The organism is Burkholderia sp. HI2714, from assembly GCF_002223085.1.
Taxonomy (GTDB): Bacteria; Pseudomonadota; Gammaproteobacteria; order Burkholderiales; family Burkholderiaceae; genus Burkholderia; species Burkholderia lata_D.
Window position 1 is genome coordinate 40,986 of record NZ_NKFM01000036.1, and the last position, 19,314, is coordinate 60,299.

The following is a 19,314-nucleotide window of genomic DNA, read 5'->3' on the forward strand; positions in this document are numbered from 1 at the left end:
ATGACGACGATGGTGCGCGGCGGCTCCGCTTCGTCCGGGTGGCCTGAGCCGGCACACGCCACTCCACACCTTTTCATTTCCCTGCACATCGCCGTTATGTGCCCGCGCCGGCTGGCACACGTCGCCCGCGTTCGCTATATTGGCGTCCGGTAGCGATGGGTCGTGTCGCAGCCGCCGTGCGCTGTCGCGCCGGATATTCCCAAAACAATTCGAAGAGAGAGGCTTCAGCCGTGCGTACCCCCTTGTTCTGTCTGCTGTTGCTCGCGTCGCTGTCCGCGCGGGCCGGCACTGCCTGTGATGCGTTGCTCGGCGATTACGCGCCGGCGGCCGGCAAACCCGCGACGCTGCGCGTCGAGAAAGTGGGCGGCGAGATCGTGCTGCGTGTGCGCGACGCCGGCCAGTGGAGTGTCGAAACGGCGCCAACGCACGAGGCCGAGCTGGAAACCGACGGTCCCGACAAGGCGCCGCCGGGCACCTGCGTGCTCGACGTGCCGGGCGGCGAACTGATCAAGCTGCCGATCGGCGCGCCGTATCAGGTCACATCGATTGCCGGCAAGAACTTCGAGACGAAGCATTCGACGACTGGCGTCGTGATGCTGGCGATGCAGGGTTTTCAGGTCAACGGCATGGAACTGTATCCGGTCGCGCGCAGCGGCGATTCGCCGCCGGAGCCCGTGAAGGCGGTGGCGGGGCGGGAGATTGCCGGCGCGGGCCCGTGCCCGGGCCACCGTCCGCCCGACATGAGCCAGGCCGACTTCGATGCGCTGCCGGAACCCGCGCGCACGTATTTCGCCGAACTCGATCCGGTGCGGCAGCGCGCGTTCGTGTGCGGCCAGGCGCTCGACGAGATCGTTGGCGACGGCCTGACGTCGAACGACGACAAGGAAATCGATACGATGTGGCGCCGGCTCGGCATGCTGTTGCGCGCGCATCAGGTGCCGCGTGACGAACTCGGCCGCGACGATCGCTGGCGCGTGGCCGGCCAGTTGCTGCGGCAGAACCGGCCCGACGCCGGCGCGCAGGCGTCGCCCGATCGCGCGCGCCGGCAGGCACTCGTGCTCGACGCGCTGGTGCCGAACCTGCCGCCGCCCGACACGCTGCGCGATGGCCGCGAAGAGCAGGCGAGCGACCTCGTCGCCGAAATCGTGAAACTGCCGGAACCGGATGCGCTCGCCGTGCTCGGCAAGTTGCAGGCGCGCAGCGTGCTGCGCTGGCAACTCCATGACAACAACCCGTACCGGCTCGCCGACGTCGCATTGCCGGACGCATTGAATCCGCCCGTGGCGGCTTCGGTCTTCGTACTGCTCGCGAAGGAGGCGAACCCGGACGTGCTGCATGACGATGCGCTGCTCGACGGTGAGGTGACGGCGCGCCGTGTCGACGGCGTGCAGCGCCTGCTCGACGCCGGCGTGAAGCCGTCCGCGAAAGTGCTGGCGGACGCCGCCGACACGCCGGAAATCCTGCGGCTGCTGAAGGCATCCACCGCACGCTGACGGCGGGCGAACCGACGCAATACGACGACAACAAGAACGAGGGCGACCCTTCCGATGGGCAATCGATCATGGCTGTATCTCCAGGCCGGTGACGGCGACGACGCGCGAACGATCGCGCTCGCGGAATCCAACAATCACTTTCCGCTGCTGTGGCGCGTGCTGCTCGCCGACGGCGGCGCGGGCGAGGCGATCACCGATCAGCGCGTGTTCGGCGATGCCGGCACGCCGAATCTCACCAGCGACGCGCGCGCCGCGCTTGCGCGACTCAGCCGACTCGCGTCGTTCGTCGTCGCGTATCCGCTGCCGGGCGACGATCCGGCGCTCGCGCGCCAGTTCGATGCGGTCGTGCGTCATCTCGGCGAATCGATCGACGCGCTCGGCGACGCGCACGGCGCACCCCGGTTTTCCGCGAATCTCGACGAGTTGTCGTGGCTCGACGGCGGCGATCCGAACGACTACATCGACCAGGAACGCGATACCTGCACGCGGCTGTGGTGGCAGGTGGCGAACTGCATGGATTTCCGCGACGTGCGCGGCGTGCGCGATGTGCTCGAGATCGAGTCGCCGCCCGACTGGCGCGACTGGGCGTGGGGTTTCGGGTTCGGCGGCATGTTGCATCACTATTTCGTTCGTCAGGAGCCGCCGCGCGGCGTGACGTTTGCCGAGCTGTTCGACGCCGGCGAAGTGCACGGCGACCGGCTCGGCTACGGCATGTTCAGCTTTCGCGCAAGCAACGGGCTGTGGGGTGTGCGACGTGAAACCAACGATGCGTGGCACGTGATCGTGCCGCCCGAATGGACGAACCTGTGGGCGAGCGGCGCGCGTGACGACCGGCTGCTGTGGGCCGAGCGCGACGGGAAGGTCGGCCTGCTGTTCGCCGATGGCGATGTCGACCGCGATGGCGACGAGATGCGGGTCGTGTGCGAGCCGTCATTCGACGCCGTGTGGGATTTCAGCGGCGACGTCGCCTGCGTACGCGTCGGTGAGCGGTTCGGACTCGTGCGCACGGACGGCACGTGGGTGCTCGAACCGTCGCTCGACGATTTCGGCGATTTCACGGGCGGGGTCGCATCCGCGAGCCTGGACGGCCGTTGGGGCTTCGTCGACACGCGCGGCGCATGGGCGATTCCGCCGCGTTTCGACGATGCGCATGAATTCGAGAACGGCACCGTCGCGGCGGTATCCGAAGGCGAACGGTGGGGGCTGATCGGGCGCGACGGGCAATGGCGCGCGCAGCCCGAGTGGGACGCGCTCGAATGGTCGTCCGAATGCGGCGCCTTCGTCGCACGGCGCAACGGTCACGTCGGCCTCGTCGATGCGAAAGGCCGCGTCGTCGTCGAGTCGCACTATGCGGAAGTCGCCCGGCTGACCGACGACGAACGGACGGACATGCTGACCGAGCTCGGCGCGATCCGCCACATCGTGCGGCGTGACGACGGGCGTTGCGCGATCGTGGACGGGCAGGGCCGCGTGCTGACGCCGTTCGACTTCGTCAACATGGCGGCGCTGCCATGGTTGCCCGATGACGAAGCCGTGCCGGGCGAGCTGTTCACGCGTTACGCGATCGGTGTCCTGCCGGGCGAGCCGGTGCAGCTCGCGATCTGCGATCTCGAGACGGGCGCGACGCTCGTGCAGGGGCGCTACGACGACGTGGCCGGCCTGTTCTGGGGCGCCGATCACGGCTGGCTGGCCTGTGTGGAGGATGAGGGCGGCGGCGGCGACGTGCGGGCGACGGTGCTTCGTGCGGACGGCACCGTGCTGCATCCGGCGCGTTACACGCGGATCGGTGACGATGCACTGTTCGAAGACGATCGCGATGCCGCCGACGGACACGCGATGCTGATGCCGTGGTTCGTCCGCCGTGTCGCGGTCGCGCAGCACTGGAGCCTGGACGAACCGGTCGCCGCATTGCGCGACGACGGCGTGCCCGTTTGGCTGTACGCGGACGGGCAAGCGACGACGACGCTTCGATAGGCCGCGCCGTCGTCGTGGATGCCGGCGTGGCGCGCCGGCACCCCGATCAGCGGAAGAACTTCAGCCAGTCGAACAGGCCCGGATGCGGCGTGCGCCGCCGCGGCACCGGCGCGCTGCGCGGCCGGAAGTCCGGCGAGAACTGCACGTGCGGATCGATCGCCTTCGCGCGCAGCGCCGCATCGTAGAACGTGCCGACGATCGGCAGCGCGCTGTGCGCGCCCGCACCCCAGTAGTCGCTGCGCAGCGTCACGCTGCCGTCGTCGAAGCCGACCCACGCACCGGCCACCAGCTGCGGATGCATCAGGATGAACCAGCCGTCCGCGTTGTCCTGCGTCGTGCCCGTCTTGCCGGCGACGTCGACGCGAATGCCATACCGTGAACGAATGTCGGCGCCGGTGCCGCGATCGACGACATCGCGCATCACGTCGACCAGCGTCTGCGCGGCGGGCTCGGGCAATGCACGTTCGGGCGGCGCGCTGCCGAAGACGGCGAGCACCTTGCCGTCGCGATCCTCGATGCGCGTGATCATCTGCGGCGCGACGTACACGCCGCGGTTCGCGATCGTGCCGTACGCGGACACCATCTCCTTCAGCGTGACGGGGCTCGTGCCGAGCGCCAGCGACGGCACCGCGTCGAGCGGGCTCTCGCGCACGCCCATCGCGCGGGCGAGCTGCGCGACCTTCGCGGCGCCTTCGTGCTGCATCACCTGCGCAGTGATGCGGTTGCGCGACAGCGCGAGCGCATCGCGCAGCGTCATCGGCTCATCGGTCGGCGGCTCGGCATCGGTCGGGCGCCAGACCGCGCGCCCGTCGATCGGGATCGCCACGGGGCGGTCGACGAACGTATCGCCCGGCCGCATGCCGTCCGCGAACGCGGCGCCATAGACGAACGGCTTGAACGTCGAGCCGGGCTGGCGCCGCGCCTGCGACACGTGATCGAACGGCTCGCTGCCGAAATCGGGGCTGCCGACCCACGCACGGATCGCGCCGTTGCGCGGATCGATCGCGACGAAGCCGGCCTGCACCTGCGTCTTGCGCTCGCACAGCGCGCGCATGAAATCCCGATTGGCGCCGAGCCGCTTCAGCGCCGCGACGTCGGTCAGCCCCGTGTCGCGCGCCTGCCGATAGTCGGGCGTCTGGCGGATGAAGCCGCGGAACAGGTCGTTGCGCAGCCCGCAGCCGGACGGGCCGCGCCATGCGCTGTCGGCGATCGCCTGCAGCCGTTCGGTCTGCCGCGTCAGCGCCTGCGTCGCCATGTCCTGCAGCCGCGCGTCGAGCGTCGTGCGCACGACGAGGCCGTCCGAGTAGAGGTCGTAGTTGTTGCGATCGGCCCACGCGATCAGCCATTTGCGCAACTGCACCGCGAAGTGCGGGGCAAGGCCGGGCTGCCCCGACTGCGGCTCGAAGTCGACGCGCAGCGGCTGGCGCTGCAGTTTCGCGAGCTGCGGCGGCGTCAGCATGTGCATCTGCGCCATCCGGTCGAGCACGATGTTGCGCCGCTGTACCGCGCGCTCCGGGTTCAGCACCGGGTTGTAGTAGCTGTTGCCCTTCAGCATCCCGACGAGCGTCGCGCTTTCGACGATGTCGAGCTGGTCGGCCGATTTGCCGAAGTAGGTGCGCGTGGCCATTTCGACGCCGTACGCGTTGTACAGGAACGGCACGGTGTTCAGGTAGGTCTCGAGAATCTCGTCCTTGCTGTACACCGACTCGATCTTGAACGCGGTGATCAGCTCCTTCATCTTGCGCGTGAGCGTCGGCGCGCGGCCGACTTCATCCGGATACAGGTTGCGCGCGAGCTGCTGCGTGATCGTCGAGCCGCCCTGGCGGTCGCCCGAGAAAGTATGCAGCCCGGCCGCGATCGTGCGGCGCAGGTCGATGCCGTGATGCGCGTAGAAACGGTGGTCCTCGGTCGCGATCAGCGCGTCGACCATGTGCGGCGAGATCTGCTTGAGCGGCACCCATTCGCGGTTGACGGGCCGGAACTCGGCGATCAGCTGGCCGTCGGCGGAGAGCACGCGTGCGGGACGGTCGATGCGCGCCTTGCGGATGTCGCCGATGCTCGGCGTGAACGGGACGAACGCGAGCAGCACCAGCAGGCCCAGCGCCGGGATCGCGGCGAGCGTCAGCGCGACGCCGCGGCGCGTCGGATGGCGCAGGCGATGCAGCGCGCCGGCGCCCAGCGCGCGGATGCGCGCGCCGCAGGCGGCGGCGAACGGTGCGACGCGGGCGCGGCAACGGCGCCACGCGTCTCGGAGAAGCGGCACGAAGCGATTCAAGGCGGCAGGAGCGCGGATGGAAGAGGCGCGATCCTAGCAAACGGCACACGGGCGACGCCCGCCAAAACGGCCGTTTGCTTGCAGGATTTACAGACGATTACGTTTGTTGCCCGCCGACAACCATTTACGGCGCGGCGCGGCGCGATTCTCCCGACGAATCGTGGCCGACCCGCCAGCGCTCGACGTCGTCTGTCAGCGCGGCACGGCGTCGTCGGCGGCCATCGCGACCACATCCGCGAGCCGCTGCGCGGCCGCCTCCATCTGCGCGCGGCCGAAGCCGCCGAAGCCCAGCACGAGCCCCGGGCGGGCCGTACCGGGCGCGAACATCGGCGACACGGCACGCACCGCGACGCCGGCTTGCGCGGCGCGCTCGACCACGTCGAGATCGTCGATCCCTTCCGCGAGCCACAGCACGACGTGCATGCCCTGATCGCCCGGCTGCACCCATGCGCGTTCGCGCGGCAGCCGCGCACCGAGCGTGTCGAGCAGCAGCGTGCGCTGTTCCGCATACACGCCGCGCACGCGGCGGATGTGGCGGTCGAGGTGGCCTTCCGCGATGAACGCGGCCAGCACGTGCTGGTCGGCGGTCGGCACATGACGATCCATCAGCACGCGGGCGCCGCAGAACGCCGGCACGAGATCGTCGGGCGCGATCACGTAGCCGAGCCGCAGCGACGGAAACAGGATCTTGCTGAACGTGCCGAGGTAGATCACGCGGTCGGGGTCGAGCCCCTGCAGCGACGGGAACGGATGGCCTTCGTAGCGCAGCTCGCTGTCGTAATCGTCCTCGACCACCCACGCGTGCTGCCCACGCGCCCATGCGAGCAGCGCATTGCGCCGCGCCATGCTGAGCGGCATGCCGAGCGGATACTGGTGCGACGGCGTGACGAACGCGACCCGCGCATGCGGCGCGAGACGGATGCCGGCGTCGACGTCGATACCGTCGGCGTCGACCGGCACCCGCACCATCGCGTCGCGCCGCCCGGTGCTGTCGAGCAACGCGGTGATGCCGCGATAGGCCGGATTCTCGACCCATGCCCGATCGCCTGCGCCGAGCAGCAGCTGGCTCGCGAGATGCAGCCCCTGCTGCGTGCCGCTCGTGATCACGACCTGATCGGCATGGCAGCGCACCGAGCGCGAGCGGCGCACGTAGTCGGCGATCGCCTCGCGCAGCGGCAGCGCGCCTTGCGGATCGGCATAGCCGGACGGCGCGCCGGCGCCGCGCGCGCGCAGGCGGTTGCCGAGCCGGCGCCAGATGTCGTCGGGCGCGGTGAGGCCGATCGGCACCGAGATCGCGAACGGCATGGCCGGCAGCGGACGGAATTCGCCGGCGATCCGCGCGAAGGCGGCGGCCGGCTCGGGGAGGCCGGTGCGTGCCGGCGGGCGGTGTCGGGCGGGCGGTTCGGGCGCGTTGACGGGCGGCGGCTCGGCGAGCGCGAGCGCGTTCGCGACCCGCGTGCCCGCGCCGCCGCGGGATTCGAGGAAGCCTTCGGCGATGAGCTGCGCGTACGCATCGACGACGGTGCCGCGCGCCACCTGCAGCGACGCGGCGAGCAGCCGGGTGGACGGCAGCGCGTCGCCCGGATGGACGTCGCCGCGCCGCACGGCTTCGCGCAGCGCCTGCGCGAGCTGGCGGCTCAGGTCGCCGGCTGCACGATCGAGTGCGCCGAGTGACGGGATGTCGACGTTCCGGGCCGTTCTTGCCATGATTCTGGTCTGCTGAAATTGTTTCAAACCGGCTCTACAGCATAAACCAGTTTGGCGCGACAATCGGCGCATGACGGGCCAGCGCCCGATCCATTCCAACCCCCGCATGACCGTGGAGCCGCCATGTACGTCCCCGCCGAATTCAACGAACCCAACCCCGACGCGCTGCGCGATCTGATCGTGCAGCATCCGTTCGGCAGCCTGATCACGCATGGCAAGAGCGGGCTCGACGCGAATCACATCCCGTTCGAGCTTCTGCCCGGCGATGGCGGGCTCGGCGAACTGCACGCGCACGTCTCGCGCGCGAATCCGGTCTGGCAGGACGTCGCGAACGGTGACGAGGTGCTCGTGATCTTCCGTGCGGGCGACGCGTATATCTCGCCGACCTGGTATCCGAGCAAGCATGTCGCGCACCGGCAGGTGCCGACGTGGAACTACGTGGTCGTGCATGCGCACGGCCGCATCACGGTGCGCGACGACGCGAAGTTCGTGCGCGGCGTGGTCGCCCGGCTGACGCGCACGCACGAGGCGTCGCAGCCGGTGCCGTGGAAGATGGGCGACGCGCCGGCGGATTATCTCGACGCGATGCTGCAGTCGATCGTCGGGCTGCAGATCGAGATCACGCGGCTCGTCGGCAAGCGCAAGCTCGGGCAGAACAAGGACGAGGCCGATATCCGCGGCGCCGGCGACGCGCTGGTCGCGAACGGCAACCTCGCGATCGGCGAAGCGATGACCGCGGCGGCCGACGCGAAGCGCGGGTGAGCGCCTGCGACGGGCAGGCATGCGCGGGCAAGCGCCACGCCCGCGCACTGGTGCGTCACTGCGTGCGCGTCGCGCCCTTCGCGCCTTCACCGGCCTGCGCGAGCGCGCCGCGGATCGCGGCCTCGGTCTTGTCGTACTCGCCTTCGCCGTAGCGCGTATAGACGACCTTCCCGTTCGCGTCGATCAGGTACAGCGCGGGCCAGTACTGGTTGCCGTACGCGCGCCACGTGTCGTAGCGGTTGTCCTGCGCGACCGGATACTGGATGCCGAAGCGCTTGATCGCATCGGCGACGTTGCCCGCGTCGCGCTCGAACGGATACTCGGGCGTATGCACGCCGACCACGACGAGCCCCTGGTCGCGATACTTCCGGTCCCACGCCTTCACGTACGGAATCGTATGAATGCAGTTGATGCACGAGTACGTCCAGAAGTCGACGAGCACGACCTTGCCGCGCAACTGGCCGAGCGTCAGCGGCGCGCTGTTGTGCCAGCGGTCGATGCCGGTGAAATCGGGTGCGGACATGCCGGCCTGCGAAGTCGGCATGCCCGCGTCGTCGCGGGTGCCCGCGAAGGCGGCGAGCCCGGCCGTGGCGGCGAGGGCGAAGACGAGGGCGGCGATCTTGAGTCGGGGCAGCATGGCGTTCTCCTGAGCGGGAGGCCGCCGCGCGGTGGCGGCGGCCGGACGGGTTTCGACAGGCCCCATTAAGCGGCGCCGACGTATCTGCGATGTGTCCGGCGAGCCACGCGTATGCAATGTTGTGTGTCGTCACGGCGGCGCGATACATTGGGATACAAACGCGTGCCCGCCGTGCGGTATAAAAGCGGACATCACCTGCCCGAATACCTCGACACCGACAACGACTCATGGACAAGATCGACCACGTGCTGATCGTCGACGACGACCGCGCGATCCGCGAACTGATTGCGGATTACCTGGAGAAGAACGGCATGCGCGTTTCGCTGGCCGCGAACGGCCGCGAGATGCGCAACGTGCTGGACGACGGCGCGCCGGACCTGATCGTGCTCGACCTGATGATGCCGGGCGAGGACGGCCTCACGCTGTGCCGCGACCTGCGCGCCGGCAAGTTCCGTACGGTGCCCGTGCTGATGCTGACTGCGCGCGGCGAGGAAACCGACCGCATCATCGGCCTCGAGATGGGCGCCGACGATTACCTGGCCAAGCCGTTCGCGGTGCGCGAACTGCTCGCGCGGATCCGCTCGGTGCTGCGCCGCGCGCGCATGCTGCCGCCCGGCATGCAGGTGACGGAAACCGCGGAGATGCTTGCGTTCGGCGAATGGCGGCTCGACACGACCGGGCGCCACCTGCTCGATGCGGAAGGCACGCTGGTCGCGCTGAGCGGCGCCGAATACCGGCTGCTGCGCGTGTTCCTCGACAACCCGCAGCGCGTGCTGACGCGCGACCAGTTGCTCAATCTCACGCAGGGTCGGCAGTCCGATCCGTTCGACCGGTCGATCGACCTGCTCGTGAGCCGGCTGCGCCAGCGCCTGCGCGACGGCGCGCGCGAACCGCGCTACATCAAGACGCTGCGCAACGAGGGCTATGTGTTCTCGTCGGCCGTGACCGCCGTCGACGGTACGCCATGAGCGCGCGCATGCCGTGGCACTGGCCGCGCTCGCTGTTCGCGCGGCTCGCGCTGATCCTGTGCGTGGGCCTCGCGCTCGCGCAGACGCTGTCGTTCTGGCTCACCGTGACCGAGCGCGACCAGGCGACCACCAACCTGATGATGGGTTACATCGAGCGCGAGGTCGCGAGCTCGGTCGCGCTGCTCGACCATCTGCCGCCGGCCGAGCGGGCCGCGTGGCTGCCGCGTCTCGCGCGGCGCAGCTACGCGTTCATCCTCGGGCCCGGCGAGACCGGCACGCCGCCGGAAGCGCGGCTGTCGGCGCGCGTCGAGCGGTCGATTTCCGACGGCATCGGCGGCGACTACCCGCTGACCGCGAACGCGATTCCCGGTGACCGCGAACATCTGCAGGTGCATCTGCGCCTGACCGACGGGTCGCCGCTGACGATCGACATCCACCCGATGTCGACGGTGCCGCTGTCGGGCTGGCTGCCGGTCGTGCTCGTGGTGCAGCTCGCGGTGCTGGCCGCGTGCTGCTGGCTCGCGGTGCGGCTCGCGACGCGGCCGCTCAAGCAGCTCGCGCAGGCCGCCGACGCGCTCGGCCCCGACCTGAAGGGCGAGCGGCTGAACGAAAGCGGGCCGTCGGAAGTCGCGCGCGCCGCGCGGGCGTTCAACGCGATGCAGGATCGCATCGCGCAGTACATGGCCGAGCGCATGCAGATCCTCGCGTCGATCTCGCACGACCTGCAGACGCCGATCACGCGGATGCGCTTGCGCGCCGACATGATGGACGACGACGCGCAGGGCGCGAAGCTGCGCCAGGACCTGCTCGAGATGGAGCATCTGGTGAAGGAGGGCGTCGCGTACGCGCGGACGCTGCACGGCAACGAGGAAGCCGCGCGCCGCATCGATCTCGATGCGCTGCTCGACAGCATCGTGTGCGACTACACGGATGCGGGGCAGGACGTCGCGCTGCACAGCCGCGCGCCGCTCGCGCTCGTCACGCGGCCGAAGGCACTGCGCCGCATCGTCGGCAATCTCGTCGACAACGCGCTGAAGTTCGCGGGCGCGGCCGAGATCGACGTGCACGCCGCGCCGGACGGCGGCGCGGTGATCGCGGTGCTCGACCGCGGGCCCGGCATTCCGGACGATCAGCTCGACGCGGTGTTCGAGCCGTTCCGGCGCGTGGAGACGTCGCGCAACCGCGAGACGGGCGGCACGGGGCTGGGCCTCGCGATCGCGCGGCAGCTCGCGCTGGCGATGGGCGGCACGCTCACGCTGAACAACCGGGCGGACGGTGGCGGGCTGGAGGCGCGGCTGACGCTGAGGAATGCGGGGTGACAGCGTGCGGCGTGTGAGCGCCGCGGCTTCAGGTTTGTGCTGAAGCCGAAGCTGACGCCGTCGCCGACGCGCGCGACGTCACCCGCGCTGCAGATGCGCATCGACGAGCGACGCGAGCGTCGCTGCATGAACGGCCGCGAGATCGTGCCGGCCGCCCGGCACGACATGCAGCTGCGCGTCGGGCAACCGCTCGAGCAGGCGCCGGCCGGCCGCGACGGGGCTGATCGGATCTTCGTCGCCCCACAGCAGCAGCGTCGGCTGCACGATGCGGCCGATATCCCGCGACAGGTCGGCACGGAACGTCAGGAACCAGTCGGGAAGCTGCGGGTTGGCTTCCGTGAAACCGGCGCGCCAGTCCTGCGCGCCGAGCCCGGCCATGTCGAGGCCGCCGGACGTGACCGTCAGCACGAGGTGCGTGATCAGTTCGGGCTTGTCGAGCGCCGCGCGCATCGCGATCACGCCGCCCATCGATTGCGCGATCACGGCGGTCGGCCGGTCGATCGTTTCCAGCACATGGCGCACGAGGCTGTCGAAATCGTCGACGGCCGGATCGCGAGGCGTGTCGCCGAAGCCCGGATAGCCGACGATCCGGCGCTCGGCCGGATGTGTCAGCAGGCTGGCGAGCGGTTGCCAGAAGGCGGTGCTGCCCGATGCGCCGGGCAGGAAGAGCAGTTGCGACGGAATGGGCACGGCGGTGCGGTTTTCCGATGAGTGAAGTGAAGCGGAAGGGGGCGCGAGGTGAGCCGGGCGGATCAGCACCGGCCGGTGCGCAGCGCGACGGTCCAGTCGTCGCGCCCGCGCGTTGCCGCGGTGGCGGCCGCCGTGTGCCAGTCGTATTCGACCGCATGGAATTCGACGTTCCAGCCGGCGGCCGTGCGCGTCACCATCGCGTAGCGCGCGTGCGGCGAGCCCGTCTCGATGCGGTGCGGATGCGGCAGGTCGTCCGTATAGGCCTGCAGCCCGACGCTGCCCGGATTGACGACCAGCCGGCCGTCGTCGAGCTTGGCCGTCCGCGGGAGGTGCGTGTGGCCGCACAGGATCAGCGATGCCGGTGCGTCGCCCGCGCGCTGCGCGATTTCATCGGGCGTGGCCGCACGGCAGCCGTCGGGCGTGACCGTTTCGAGGAAATAAACGAGGTCGCTGTCGGGCGTGCCGTGCACCATCAGCACGTCGTCGCCGAGCGTCATGCGTTCGGGCAGCGCGGCGATCCAGTCGAGATGATCGGCGCGCAGCGTCTCGTGCGCCCAGCGATCCGACAGCCGCATCGACTCGCGATCGCCGGTGAGCAGTTGCCGTTCGTGATTGCCCTTGATGGTCGGCAGGTCGAGCGCGATCAGGCGGTCGGCTGTTTCGGGCGGATGGAGCGCGCCCGACAGGATGTCGCCGAGATTGACGATCACGTCGGCGCCGCGGCGGCGGACGTCGTCGAGCACCGCGTCGAGGGCGGCGAGGTTGCCGTGGATGTCGGACAGCGCGGCGATTTTCATGGGGGATGGTCGAGGAAGGGAACGGCGATTGTCGCCAATTCGGCGCAGGCCGTCCAATGGCGTGCGCATGCGACGCGGTGAGCGGTTTGACGTGAAACCGCGGGTGGTGTGTCAGTCGGTCGCGAGGCGCGCGTACATCGCGAAATCGCCCGGCGTGCCGCGCACCAGCTTGTACGCGCGCAACAGCCCTTCGTAGCGGTAGCCGCATTTCTGCAGCACGCGCGCGGAGCCTGCGTTGCTGGTCAGCACGACGGCCTGCATGCGCATGAAGCCCTCGACGAATGCCCACTCGGTGACGGCCGTGCACAGCGCGCTCGCGATCCCGCGCCCCCAGTGCGACGGCGCGAGATCGTACGCGATTTCCGCCGAGCGGTTCACGGTCGATACGGTATGCAGGCCGATCGTCCCGGCGAGCGCGCCCGATGCGTCGTCGATCACGGCGAGACGCCGGATCGAATCGGGGTCCGTCGATTCGATGGCGTCGAACAGCGGCAGCAGATCGTCGGGCGAGCGCAGGTTCCAGCTCGTGTGGCGGTAGACGTCGGGGTTCGTCAGGTACGCGTACCACGCGTCGAGGTCGGCGCGTTCGATCTGGCGGAGCGACAGGCCGGGAAAGCCGGCGCGGGGCGGCGCAGCGATTTTCATCGGAATCCGCGCCTATGCCGCATGACGCCGGTACAGCGCCAGCGACCCGGCGAGCGCGAGCAGCATCGCACCGCAGGTGCGTTCGAGCCACAGCGCCCCCGCGCGCTTCAGCAGGCGCACCGCGCGTGCGCCGAGCAGCGCGTAGCCGAACATCACGACCCCGTCGAGCAGCGCGAACGTGATCGCGAGCGCGACGTATTGCGGCGCGAGCGGCGCGGACGGATCGAGGAACTGCGGCAAAAAGGCGGAGAAGAACAGATAGCCCTTCGGGTTCGTCACCGCCGTGAGGAAACTCTTCGCGAAGATCGACGCGTTGTGCCCGGATGTGTCGCCGGCGTGCGCGGCGGCGACGTCGAGCGAGCCCTTCGACATCAGCAGCCGGATGCCGACGTACGCGAGGTACGCGGCGCCGAGCCACTTCACCACCGAGAACCAGAACGCCGACGCCATCAGCAGCGCGCCGAGGCCGAGCGCGACCGCGACGATCAGCACGAAGTCGGACAGCATCGCGCCCGCGAAGCCGTAGGCCGCCCGGCGCACGCCGTAACGCGAGCCGTTGGTCAGCGCGAGCAGCACGGTCGGGCCGGGTGTCGCGATACCGACGAACGCGACGGCGGCGAAGATCAGCAGGGTCGTTTCATGCATGAAGGCACTCCCGATGGATGGTGCGCGCTCGATTATCGGTTGCGCCCGCCCGGGCTGTACAGGTGCGGCGCGCTGCGCACACGGCCGCCCGCCCGACTATCTCGATTTTGGCAAAAAACTGTTTTCATTATTCCGCTTTCGATCGGAACCGGTTCCATCTACCATGGCGGCCGCAGTGGGCATGCCCGCCGCGTCGTCGCGCGCGGACGCGGCCGGCCCGCACCGCCGGCAGATCTCGCCGCCCGCGCGCTACTCGCAACTGACAGCCAGAACAACGGGTTCAACGCCCGGAGACACGACAATCATGAACAAGCAACTGATCGCAGCCCCGCTGCTGCTCTCGCTCGCGGGCATCGCCGCCGCGCAAAGCTCCGTCACGCTGTACGGCATCGTCGATGCGGGCGTGACCTATCGCAGCAACGAGCGGGTCGGCTCCGCGGGCGCGTACACCGGCCATTCGAGCGTCGGGCTCACGACCGGCAACCTGTCCGGCAGCCGCTGGGGGATCAAGGGTTCCGAGGATCTCGGCGGCGGGATGCGCGCGCTGTTCGTCCTCGAGAACGGCTTCGACATCACGAACGGCACGTCGGGGCAGGGTGGCCGCCAGTTCGGCCGCCAGGCGTTCGTCGGCCTCGGCAGCGACCGCTACGGCACGGTCACGCTCGGCCGCCAGTACACGTCGCTCGACGACTTCGTGAGCCCGGTCGGCCCGTCGTCGTTCATCGGCGGCTTCGGCGCGCACCCGGGCGACATCGACGACCTCGACCAGACCGCGCGGGTCGACAGCTCGATCAAGTACACGAGCGCCAACTACTCGGGCTTCACGTTCGGCGCGCTGTACGGCTTCGGCAGCCAGCCGGGCAGCATGAAGCAGCGCAACACGTGGAGCGTCGGCGCGGCGTACGCGGCGGGCCCGCTGCGCGTCGGCGTCGGCTACGAGCGGTCGGACAACAGCAAGACGGGCGCGACCGACCCGACGGCCGGCAAGTGGCAGAGCACCGACGACGGGCTGTTCAACTCGTCGATCAACGAGGGCTATGCGAGCGCGCAATCGCAGCAGATCATCGCGACCGGCGCGACCTACGACTTCGGCCCGGCCGTCGTCGGCGTGAACTACAGCAACGTGCAGTACCGCAGCGGCGGCCAGTCGCTGTTCACCGGCCATGCGACGTTCAACGTCGCGGGCGTGTTCACGCGCTGGAACGTGCAGCCGCAGACGCAACTGTTCGCCGGCTACAGCTACACGCGCGGCAGCGACGTCGACGGCGTGGACGACCGCGCGCAGTATCACAACGTCACGCTCGGCGCCGTGTATGACCTGTCGAAGCGCACCAGCGTGTACCTGCTCGGCGCGTACCAGCATGCATCGGGCATGACGCTCGACGCGCTCGGCCGGCCGGTGGCCGCGACCGCGTCGGTGTCGGACAAGGCGAACGGCCACTCGTCCGATTCGCGCTCGCAGGCCATCGTCAGTCTCGGCCTGCGCCAGAAGTTCTGACGTAAAGCGATCGTTGCGGCTGCAACGTTGCCCGCAGCCGATGCAGGCAACGTTGCACGCAGGCTCCCATACTGTCGCCTCCTTTCCTGGCGGAGACGACATGACCCGAACGCATTCCGCGAGCTGCCTGTGCGGAACCGTCACCGTGACGCTGCGCGGCGAGCCGGCGGCGCGCGCGAACCGCCATTGCGCGACCTGCCGCGATTTCTACGGCACGCCGGTGCTGTCGGCGACCGCGTGGCCGCCCGAGCGGGTGGCCGTCGAAGGCGGTAGCGCGACGTTCCCGCATCCGGCGAAGTCGATGTCGCGCACGTACTGCGCGTCGTGCGGCGAGATCGTGTTCGGCACCAACCGGCTCGGCATGCGCGTCGTGCCGAACAGCCTGGCCGCACGTGCGCACGGCGGGCAATTGCCCGACGACCTGCAGCCGACGATGCACCTGTTCTACCGGCAACGCGTGATCGACGTCGTCGACACGCTGCCGACATTCCTCGACGGCTGGGACGGCCCGACGCTCGACGACGCGAACTGAACGATCGCAGCCGCGTGCCGGCACGGCCGGCGCGCCGGTATTGGGTTTTCTCCACCGTATCCCGCTTTCCTCTTCCTTCCTCCCGCCGCATGCCGCTGCGCTGAGTCGCGACGACGCGATTGCGCCCGGACATTATTTTTTTCTTTCATTTCAATTTCTATTTGTAATCATTTGGCCCATTTCCGGGGAATGAAAAAGACAATGCGGGCATTTCAGAAAAAATGACATATTCGCATTGAGTGGGCCGGAAGAAAATGCCGGGGAAAAATGCGCCGAAACCGTGCGCCCGGCAAGCTGCTGAGGCGCGGTGAGCGGGTTTGACCATCGTTGACGGAAAAGCGCCGGACAGCAAAAAGAACGGGGTGAATAATTCGTGAGGACGGCGAATGCGTTTTAACCGAAATCACCAATATTTCACGCGCCGCGATTTACAGTGTCGACCATTGAACATTCGGGAGCATTATTCATGTCAATGAAACAAATTCGGGCGGCGTTGCTGGGAATGTGCATGGCAATGCTGGCGCCGGCGAGTCACGCGCAGGTGCAATACTCGACCGACTGGCTCGCGAACACGTACGGCACGCTGGCCCAGCACGTCGGCAATGCCGCGCGCTCGATGTGGGTCGCGCCCGAGGGCGTGATCTACACGTCGTCGCGCTGGGACGAGAACGCGGGCGGCGTCGCGCTCTACCAGAACGGCCAGACGATGGGCACGATCGGCATCCACGACGAATTCCAGGGCGGCGCGATTACCGGCAACGCGACGTCGATCTTCGTCGCGCTCGGCTACAACCGCACCTTCGGCAGCGGTTCGGTGGGCCGCTACAATCGCAGCACGAACAAACGCGACCTGCGCATTCCGGTCAGCACGTGGACGGGCCTCCCGAACCCGGACGTGATCACCGGCCTCGCGACGGGCGGCAACCTGCTGTACGCGAGCGATTTCTACGGCAACCGCGTGCGCGTCTATACGACCGACGGCGTCTGGCAGCGCGACATCGGCGTGACCGGGCCCGGCGCGCTGGCGCTCGATGCGGCGGGCAACCTGTGGGTCGCGCGCATGAGCGCGGGCTTGGTCGTGCAGTACAGCGCCGCCGGCACGCTGATGAACACGATCCAGATGGCGGCCGGCGCGCGGCCGTCGGCGCTGTATTTCGATGCGCCGACGGGGCAGTTGCTGGTGGGCGACCAGGGCCCGGACATGAACATCAAGCTCTACAGCCTCGCCGGTTTGCCGCAGCAGATCGGCACGTTCGGCGTGCAGGGCGGCTATCTCGACACGACCTCGGGCATCAAGGGGCAGGTCGGCGACAAGCGCTTCACGCGCGTGGTCGGCATCGGCAAGGATTCGGGCGGTAACCTGTACGTGCTCAACAACGCGTGGGGCGGCGGCTGGGATCTCGGGCGCAACGGCAGCACCGACCTGCATGCGTACAGCCCGACGGGTGCGCTGCAATGGAAGCTGCAGGCGCTGAACTTCGAGGCGATCGCCGCGCCCGACCCGGCGACCGACGGCGCGTTCTTCTACAGCGGCAACAACGTGTATACGGGCTCGGCGGGCGGCACGTTCGTCGCGAACACGGTCGACCCGTTCACCTATCCGAAGGACCCGCGCCTCGACATGAACGACTACCAGCGCGGCCAGCACTTCGGCCAGCTCGTGATGGTGGGCGGCAACCGGATTCTCGTCGCGTCGGGCCAGAACCCCGGCAACTTCAATTTCTACTACTTCACGCCGGCGACCGGCTATATCGCGAATCCGGCCGGCTCGCTGCCGGGCAAGCCGTTCAACACGACGTTGCAGGTCACGACCGGTTTCGACATCGACGGCAACGGCGACGTGTGGGCCGGGCTGAACGGCACCAACGTGATCACCCGCTACCCGATGACGGGCTTCGACGCGACCGGCAAGCCGTCGTGGGGCAAGCCGGTGACGACGCCCGTGCCGAGCACCGTGGCGCCGACGACGCGCATCGTCTACCAGGCGGACAGCGACACGATGATCCTCGCGCAAGGCCTGGCGAACAACTGGGACTGGACCGCGATGAACGGGCACATCGAGGTCTATCACGGCTGGAAGAACGGCAACACGACCGCACCGAACCCCGTGATCAACCTGACGAGCGCGAACCCGAAATCGATCGCGGCGGCCGGCCATTACCTGTTCGTCGGCTACGTGCACACCGTGCCTAACGTCGACGTGTTCGATCTCAACACGGGCGCGCTCGTGACGACGCTGACCAACTCGAACGCATCGGCGATGGACGTCGGCAACGACGTCGATTCGATGTACGGGATCCGCGCGTACCTGCGCTCGACCGGCGAATACGTGATCACGAAGGACAACTACAACGGCACGAGCATGATCGTGTATTGCTGGCATCCGTGAACGCGCAGGCCGTTCGGTCGCGTACGGCACGGCCTGGATTTCGCGCTTGTCGAACGATACCGTCCTATTGATATGGAAACCTGATTATTGAAATCGGGTGGGTAAGGCGACTTGTATAATTGCGGCTAACCAATACATACACGCCTTACCGAGAGAGAACGTTATCCATGAACTGGGACGATGCCCGCGTTTTTCTGGCCGTTCATCGCACCGGGACGCTACGCGAGGCCGCGGCCGTGCTCGATGTCGATCAGGCCACCGTCGGGCGGCGGCTGACGGCGCTCGAGAAGGCGCTGGGCGCGAAGCTGTTTCTCAAGACGTCGTCCGGCTATGTCGTGACGCAGGTCGGCGAGCATTCGCTGCAGGCCGCGGAAGCGATGGAGCAGGCGGCGAGCGACTTCGAGCGTCGCGTCCACGGCTCGGACGACCGGCTCGAAGGCGAGGTCCGCGTGACGACAACCGATTCCCTTGCGATGGATTTTGTCGTGCCCGCAATACGGTCGTTGCGACAGAAGTGCCCCGCGATACACGTGGTTCTCACGACGTCGGTACAGGTGCTCAACCTGACCCGGCGCGATGCGGATCTCGCGATTCGAACCGTGATGCCGGAAAACCCCGATCTCGTCCGCCGGAAGCTGGCCGAGTGGGCGGTCGGGCTGTTCGCGAGCCGCGAGTATCTGGACGCACATGGTGAGCCTGCGATCGGATCGGCTTTCGAAGGGCATGACCTGGTCGTCTAAGCCTTCGACATGAAATGTCTCTACAATCATGGTTCGAACTGGACGGGACGAGCAACGAAGCTGATGGCATTGAAAGCGCTGGAACTGACGCAGGAAGAACGTACAAAGCTTGAAGCGATGGCGAGAAGCCGTCGTGATTGGCGAATACGAGACCGGTCGCGGACGATTCTGATGTTCAGCGACGGCGTGCGAGCGAAAGAGATCGCCAGACGACAGGAACTGACGTTGGAGGCGGTGTATGAG

The 19,314-nt window shown here is 68.4% G+C and carries 16 protein-coding genes and 1 pseudogene; 10 read left to right on the forward strand and 7 right to left on the reverse strand.

The window, feature by feature from the left end; genetic code table 11:
- Positions 1–230 precede the first annotated feature (230 nt).
- Together CFB82_RS44035 and CFB82_RS20400 are read left to right on the forward strand one after the other, a co-directional pair.
- Positions 231–1,493 carry a hypothetical protein gene (locus CFB82_RS44035; protein ID WP_235986590.1) on the forward strand — a complete coding sequence of 421 codons (1,263 nt, stop codon included), beginning with the start codon at positions 231–233 and terminating at the stop codon, positions 1,491–1,493.
- 54 nt (positions 1,494–1,547) lie between these two features.
- The gene (locus CFB82_RS20400) at positions 1,548–3,467 is read left to right on the forward strand and encodes a WG repeat-containing protein (protein WP_089485046.1); all 1,920 of its coding nucleotides are present in this window, start codon (positions 1,548–1,550) and stop codon (positions 3,465–3,467) included.
- Positions 3,468–3,513: 46 nt separating this feature from the next.
- On the opposite strand, the gene CFB82_RS20405 is transcribed toward CFB82_RS20400, so the two are convergent.
- Both CFB82_RS20405 and pdxR read right to left on the reverse strand, forming a co-directional pair.
- Positions 3,514–5,742, reverse strand: coding sequence for a penicillin-binding protein 1A (locus tag CFB82_RS20405; RefSeq protein ID WP_089485047.1), 2,229 nt, complete (start codon positions 5,740–5,742; stop codon positions 3,514–3,516).
- 192 nt (positions 5,743–5,934) lie between these two features.
- Positions 5,935–7,449 carry a MocR-like pyridoxine biosynthesis transcription factor PdxR gene (gene pdxR, locus CFB82_RS20410; RefSeq protein ID WP_089485048.1) on the reverse strand — a complete coding sequence of 505 codons (1,515 nt, stop codon included), beginning with the start codon at positions 7,447–7,449 and terminating at the stop codon, positions 5,935–5,937.
- Positions 7,450–7,572: 123 nt separating this feature from the next.
- On the opposite strand from pdxR, the gene CFB82_RS20415 reads away from it, so the two are divergent.
- Entirely contained in the window at positions 7,573–8,211 is a 639-nt protein-coding gene (locus CFB82_RS20415; RefSeq protein ID WP_089485049.1) for an FMN-binding negative transcriptional regulator, read from the forward strand.
- A gap of 55 nt (positions 8,212–8,266) precedes the next feature.
- On the opposite strand, the gene CFB82_RS20420 is transcribed toward CFB82_RS20415, so the two are convergent.
- The gene (locus tag CFB82_RS20420; protein WP_089448326.1) at positions 8,267–8,848 is read right to left on the reverse strand and encodes a thioredoxin family protein; all 582 of its coding nucleotides are present in this window, start codon (positions 8,846–8,848) and stop codon (positions 8,267–8,269) included.
- Positions 8,849–9,075: 227 nt separating this feature from the next.
- On the opposite strand from CFB82_RS20420, the gene CFB82_RS20430 reads away from it, so the two are divergent.
- Together CFB82_RS20430 and CFB82_RS20435 are read left to right on the forward strand one after the other, a co-directional pair.
- Positions 9,076–9,816, forward strand: a complete 741-nt coding sequence (locus tag CFB82_RS20430; protein ID WP_034190595.1) for a response regulator — start codon at positions 9,076–9,078, stop codon at positions 9,814–9,816.
- Positions 9,813–11,135: an ATP-binding protein gene (locus CFB82_RS20435; RefSeq protein ID WP_089485050.1), complete on the forward strand. Its 1,323-nt coding sequence runs from the start codon at positions 9,813–9,815 to the stop codon at positions 11,133–11,135. Before CFB82_RS20430 ends, CFB82_RS20435 begins: the two co-directional genes overlap by 4 nt.
- Before the next feature lie 78 nt (positions 11,136–11,213).
- Here CFB82_RS20435 and CFB82_RS20440 read toward each other — a convergent pair whose 3' ends face one another.
- The 4 genes from CFB82_RS20440 to CFB82_RS20455 form a co-directional block, all read right to left on the reverse strand.
- Positions 11,214–11,825, reverse strand: a complete 612-nt coding sequence (locus tag CFB82_RS20440) for an alpha/beta fold hydrolase (protein ID WP_089485051.1) — start codon at positions 11,823–11,825, stop codon at positions 11,214–11,216.
- Between the two features lie 62 nt (positions 11,826–11,887).
- A complete protein-coding gene (locus tag CFB82_RS20445) occupies positions 11,888–12,622 on the reverse strand; it encodes a metallophosphoesterase family protein (RefSeq protein WP_089485052.1) in 735 nt (244 codons plus the stop codon).
- 111 nt (positions 12,623–12,733) lie between these two features.
- Positions 12,734–13,267 carry a GNAT family N-acetyltransferase gene (locus CFB82_RS20450; protein WP_089485053.1) on the reverse strand — a complete coding sequence of 178 codons (534 nt, stop codon included), beginning with the start codon at positions 13,265–13,267 and terminating at the stop codon, positions 12,734–12,736.
- A gap of 12 nt (positions 13,268–13,279) precedes the next feature.
- Positions 13,280–13,912: a LysE family translocator gene (locus tag CFB82_RS20455; RefSeq protein ID WP_089485054.1), complete on the reverse strand. Its 633-nt coding sequence runs from the start codon at positions 13,910–13,912 to the stop codon at positions 13,280–13,282.
- A 304-nt stretch (positions 13,913–14,216) separates the two neighbouring features.
- Here CFB82_RS20455 and CFB82_RS20465 point away from each other — a divergent pair, with 304 nt between their 5' ends.
- The 5 genes and pseudogenes from CFB82_RS20465 to CFB82_RS42320 form a co-directional block, all read left to right on the forward strand.
- Complete coding sequence (locus CFB82_RS20465) at positions 14,217–15,410, forward strand: porin (protein WP_089485055.1); 1,194 nt, start codon at positions 14,217–14,219, stop codon at positions 15,408–15,410.
- 100 nt (positions 15,411–15,510) lie between these two features.
- A complete protein-coding gene (locus CFB82_RS20470; RefSeq protein ID WP_089485056.1) occupies positions 15,511–15,942 on the forward strand; it encodes a GFA family protein in 432 nt (143 codons plus the stop codon).
- A gap of 466 nt (positions 15,943–16,408) precedes the next feature.
- Positions 16,409–18,331, forward strand: a complete 1,923-nt coding sequence (locus CFB82_RS20475) for an SMP-30/gluconolactonase/LRE family protein (protein WP_089485057.1) — start codon at positions 16,409–16,411, stop codon at positions 18,329–18,331.
- 167 nt (positions 18,332–18,498) lie between these two features.
- A pseudogene (locus tag CFB82_RS20480) lies at positions 18,499–19,068 on the forward strand (LysR family transcriptional regulator); the annotation flags it as partial.
- A 12-nt stretch (positions 19,069–19,080) separates the two neighbouring features.
- A partial coding sequence (locus CFB82_RS42320; RefSeq protein ID WP_218829056.1) for a hypothetical protein occupies positions 19,081–19,314 on the forward strand: 234 nt, incomplete at its 3' end.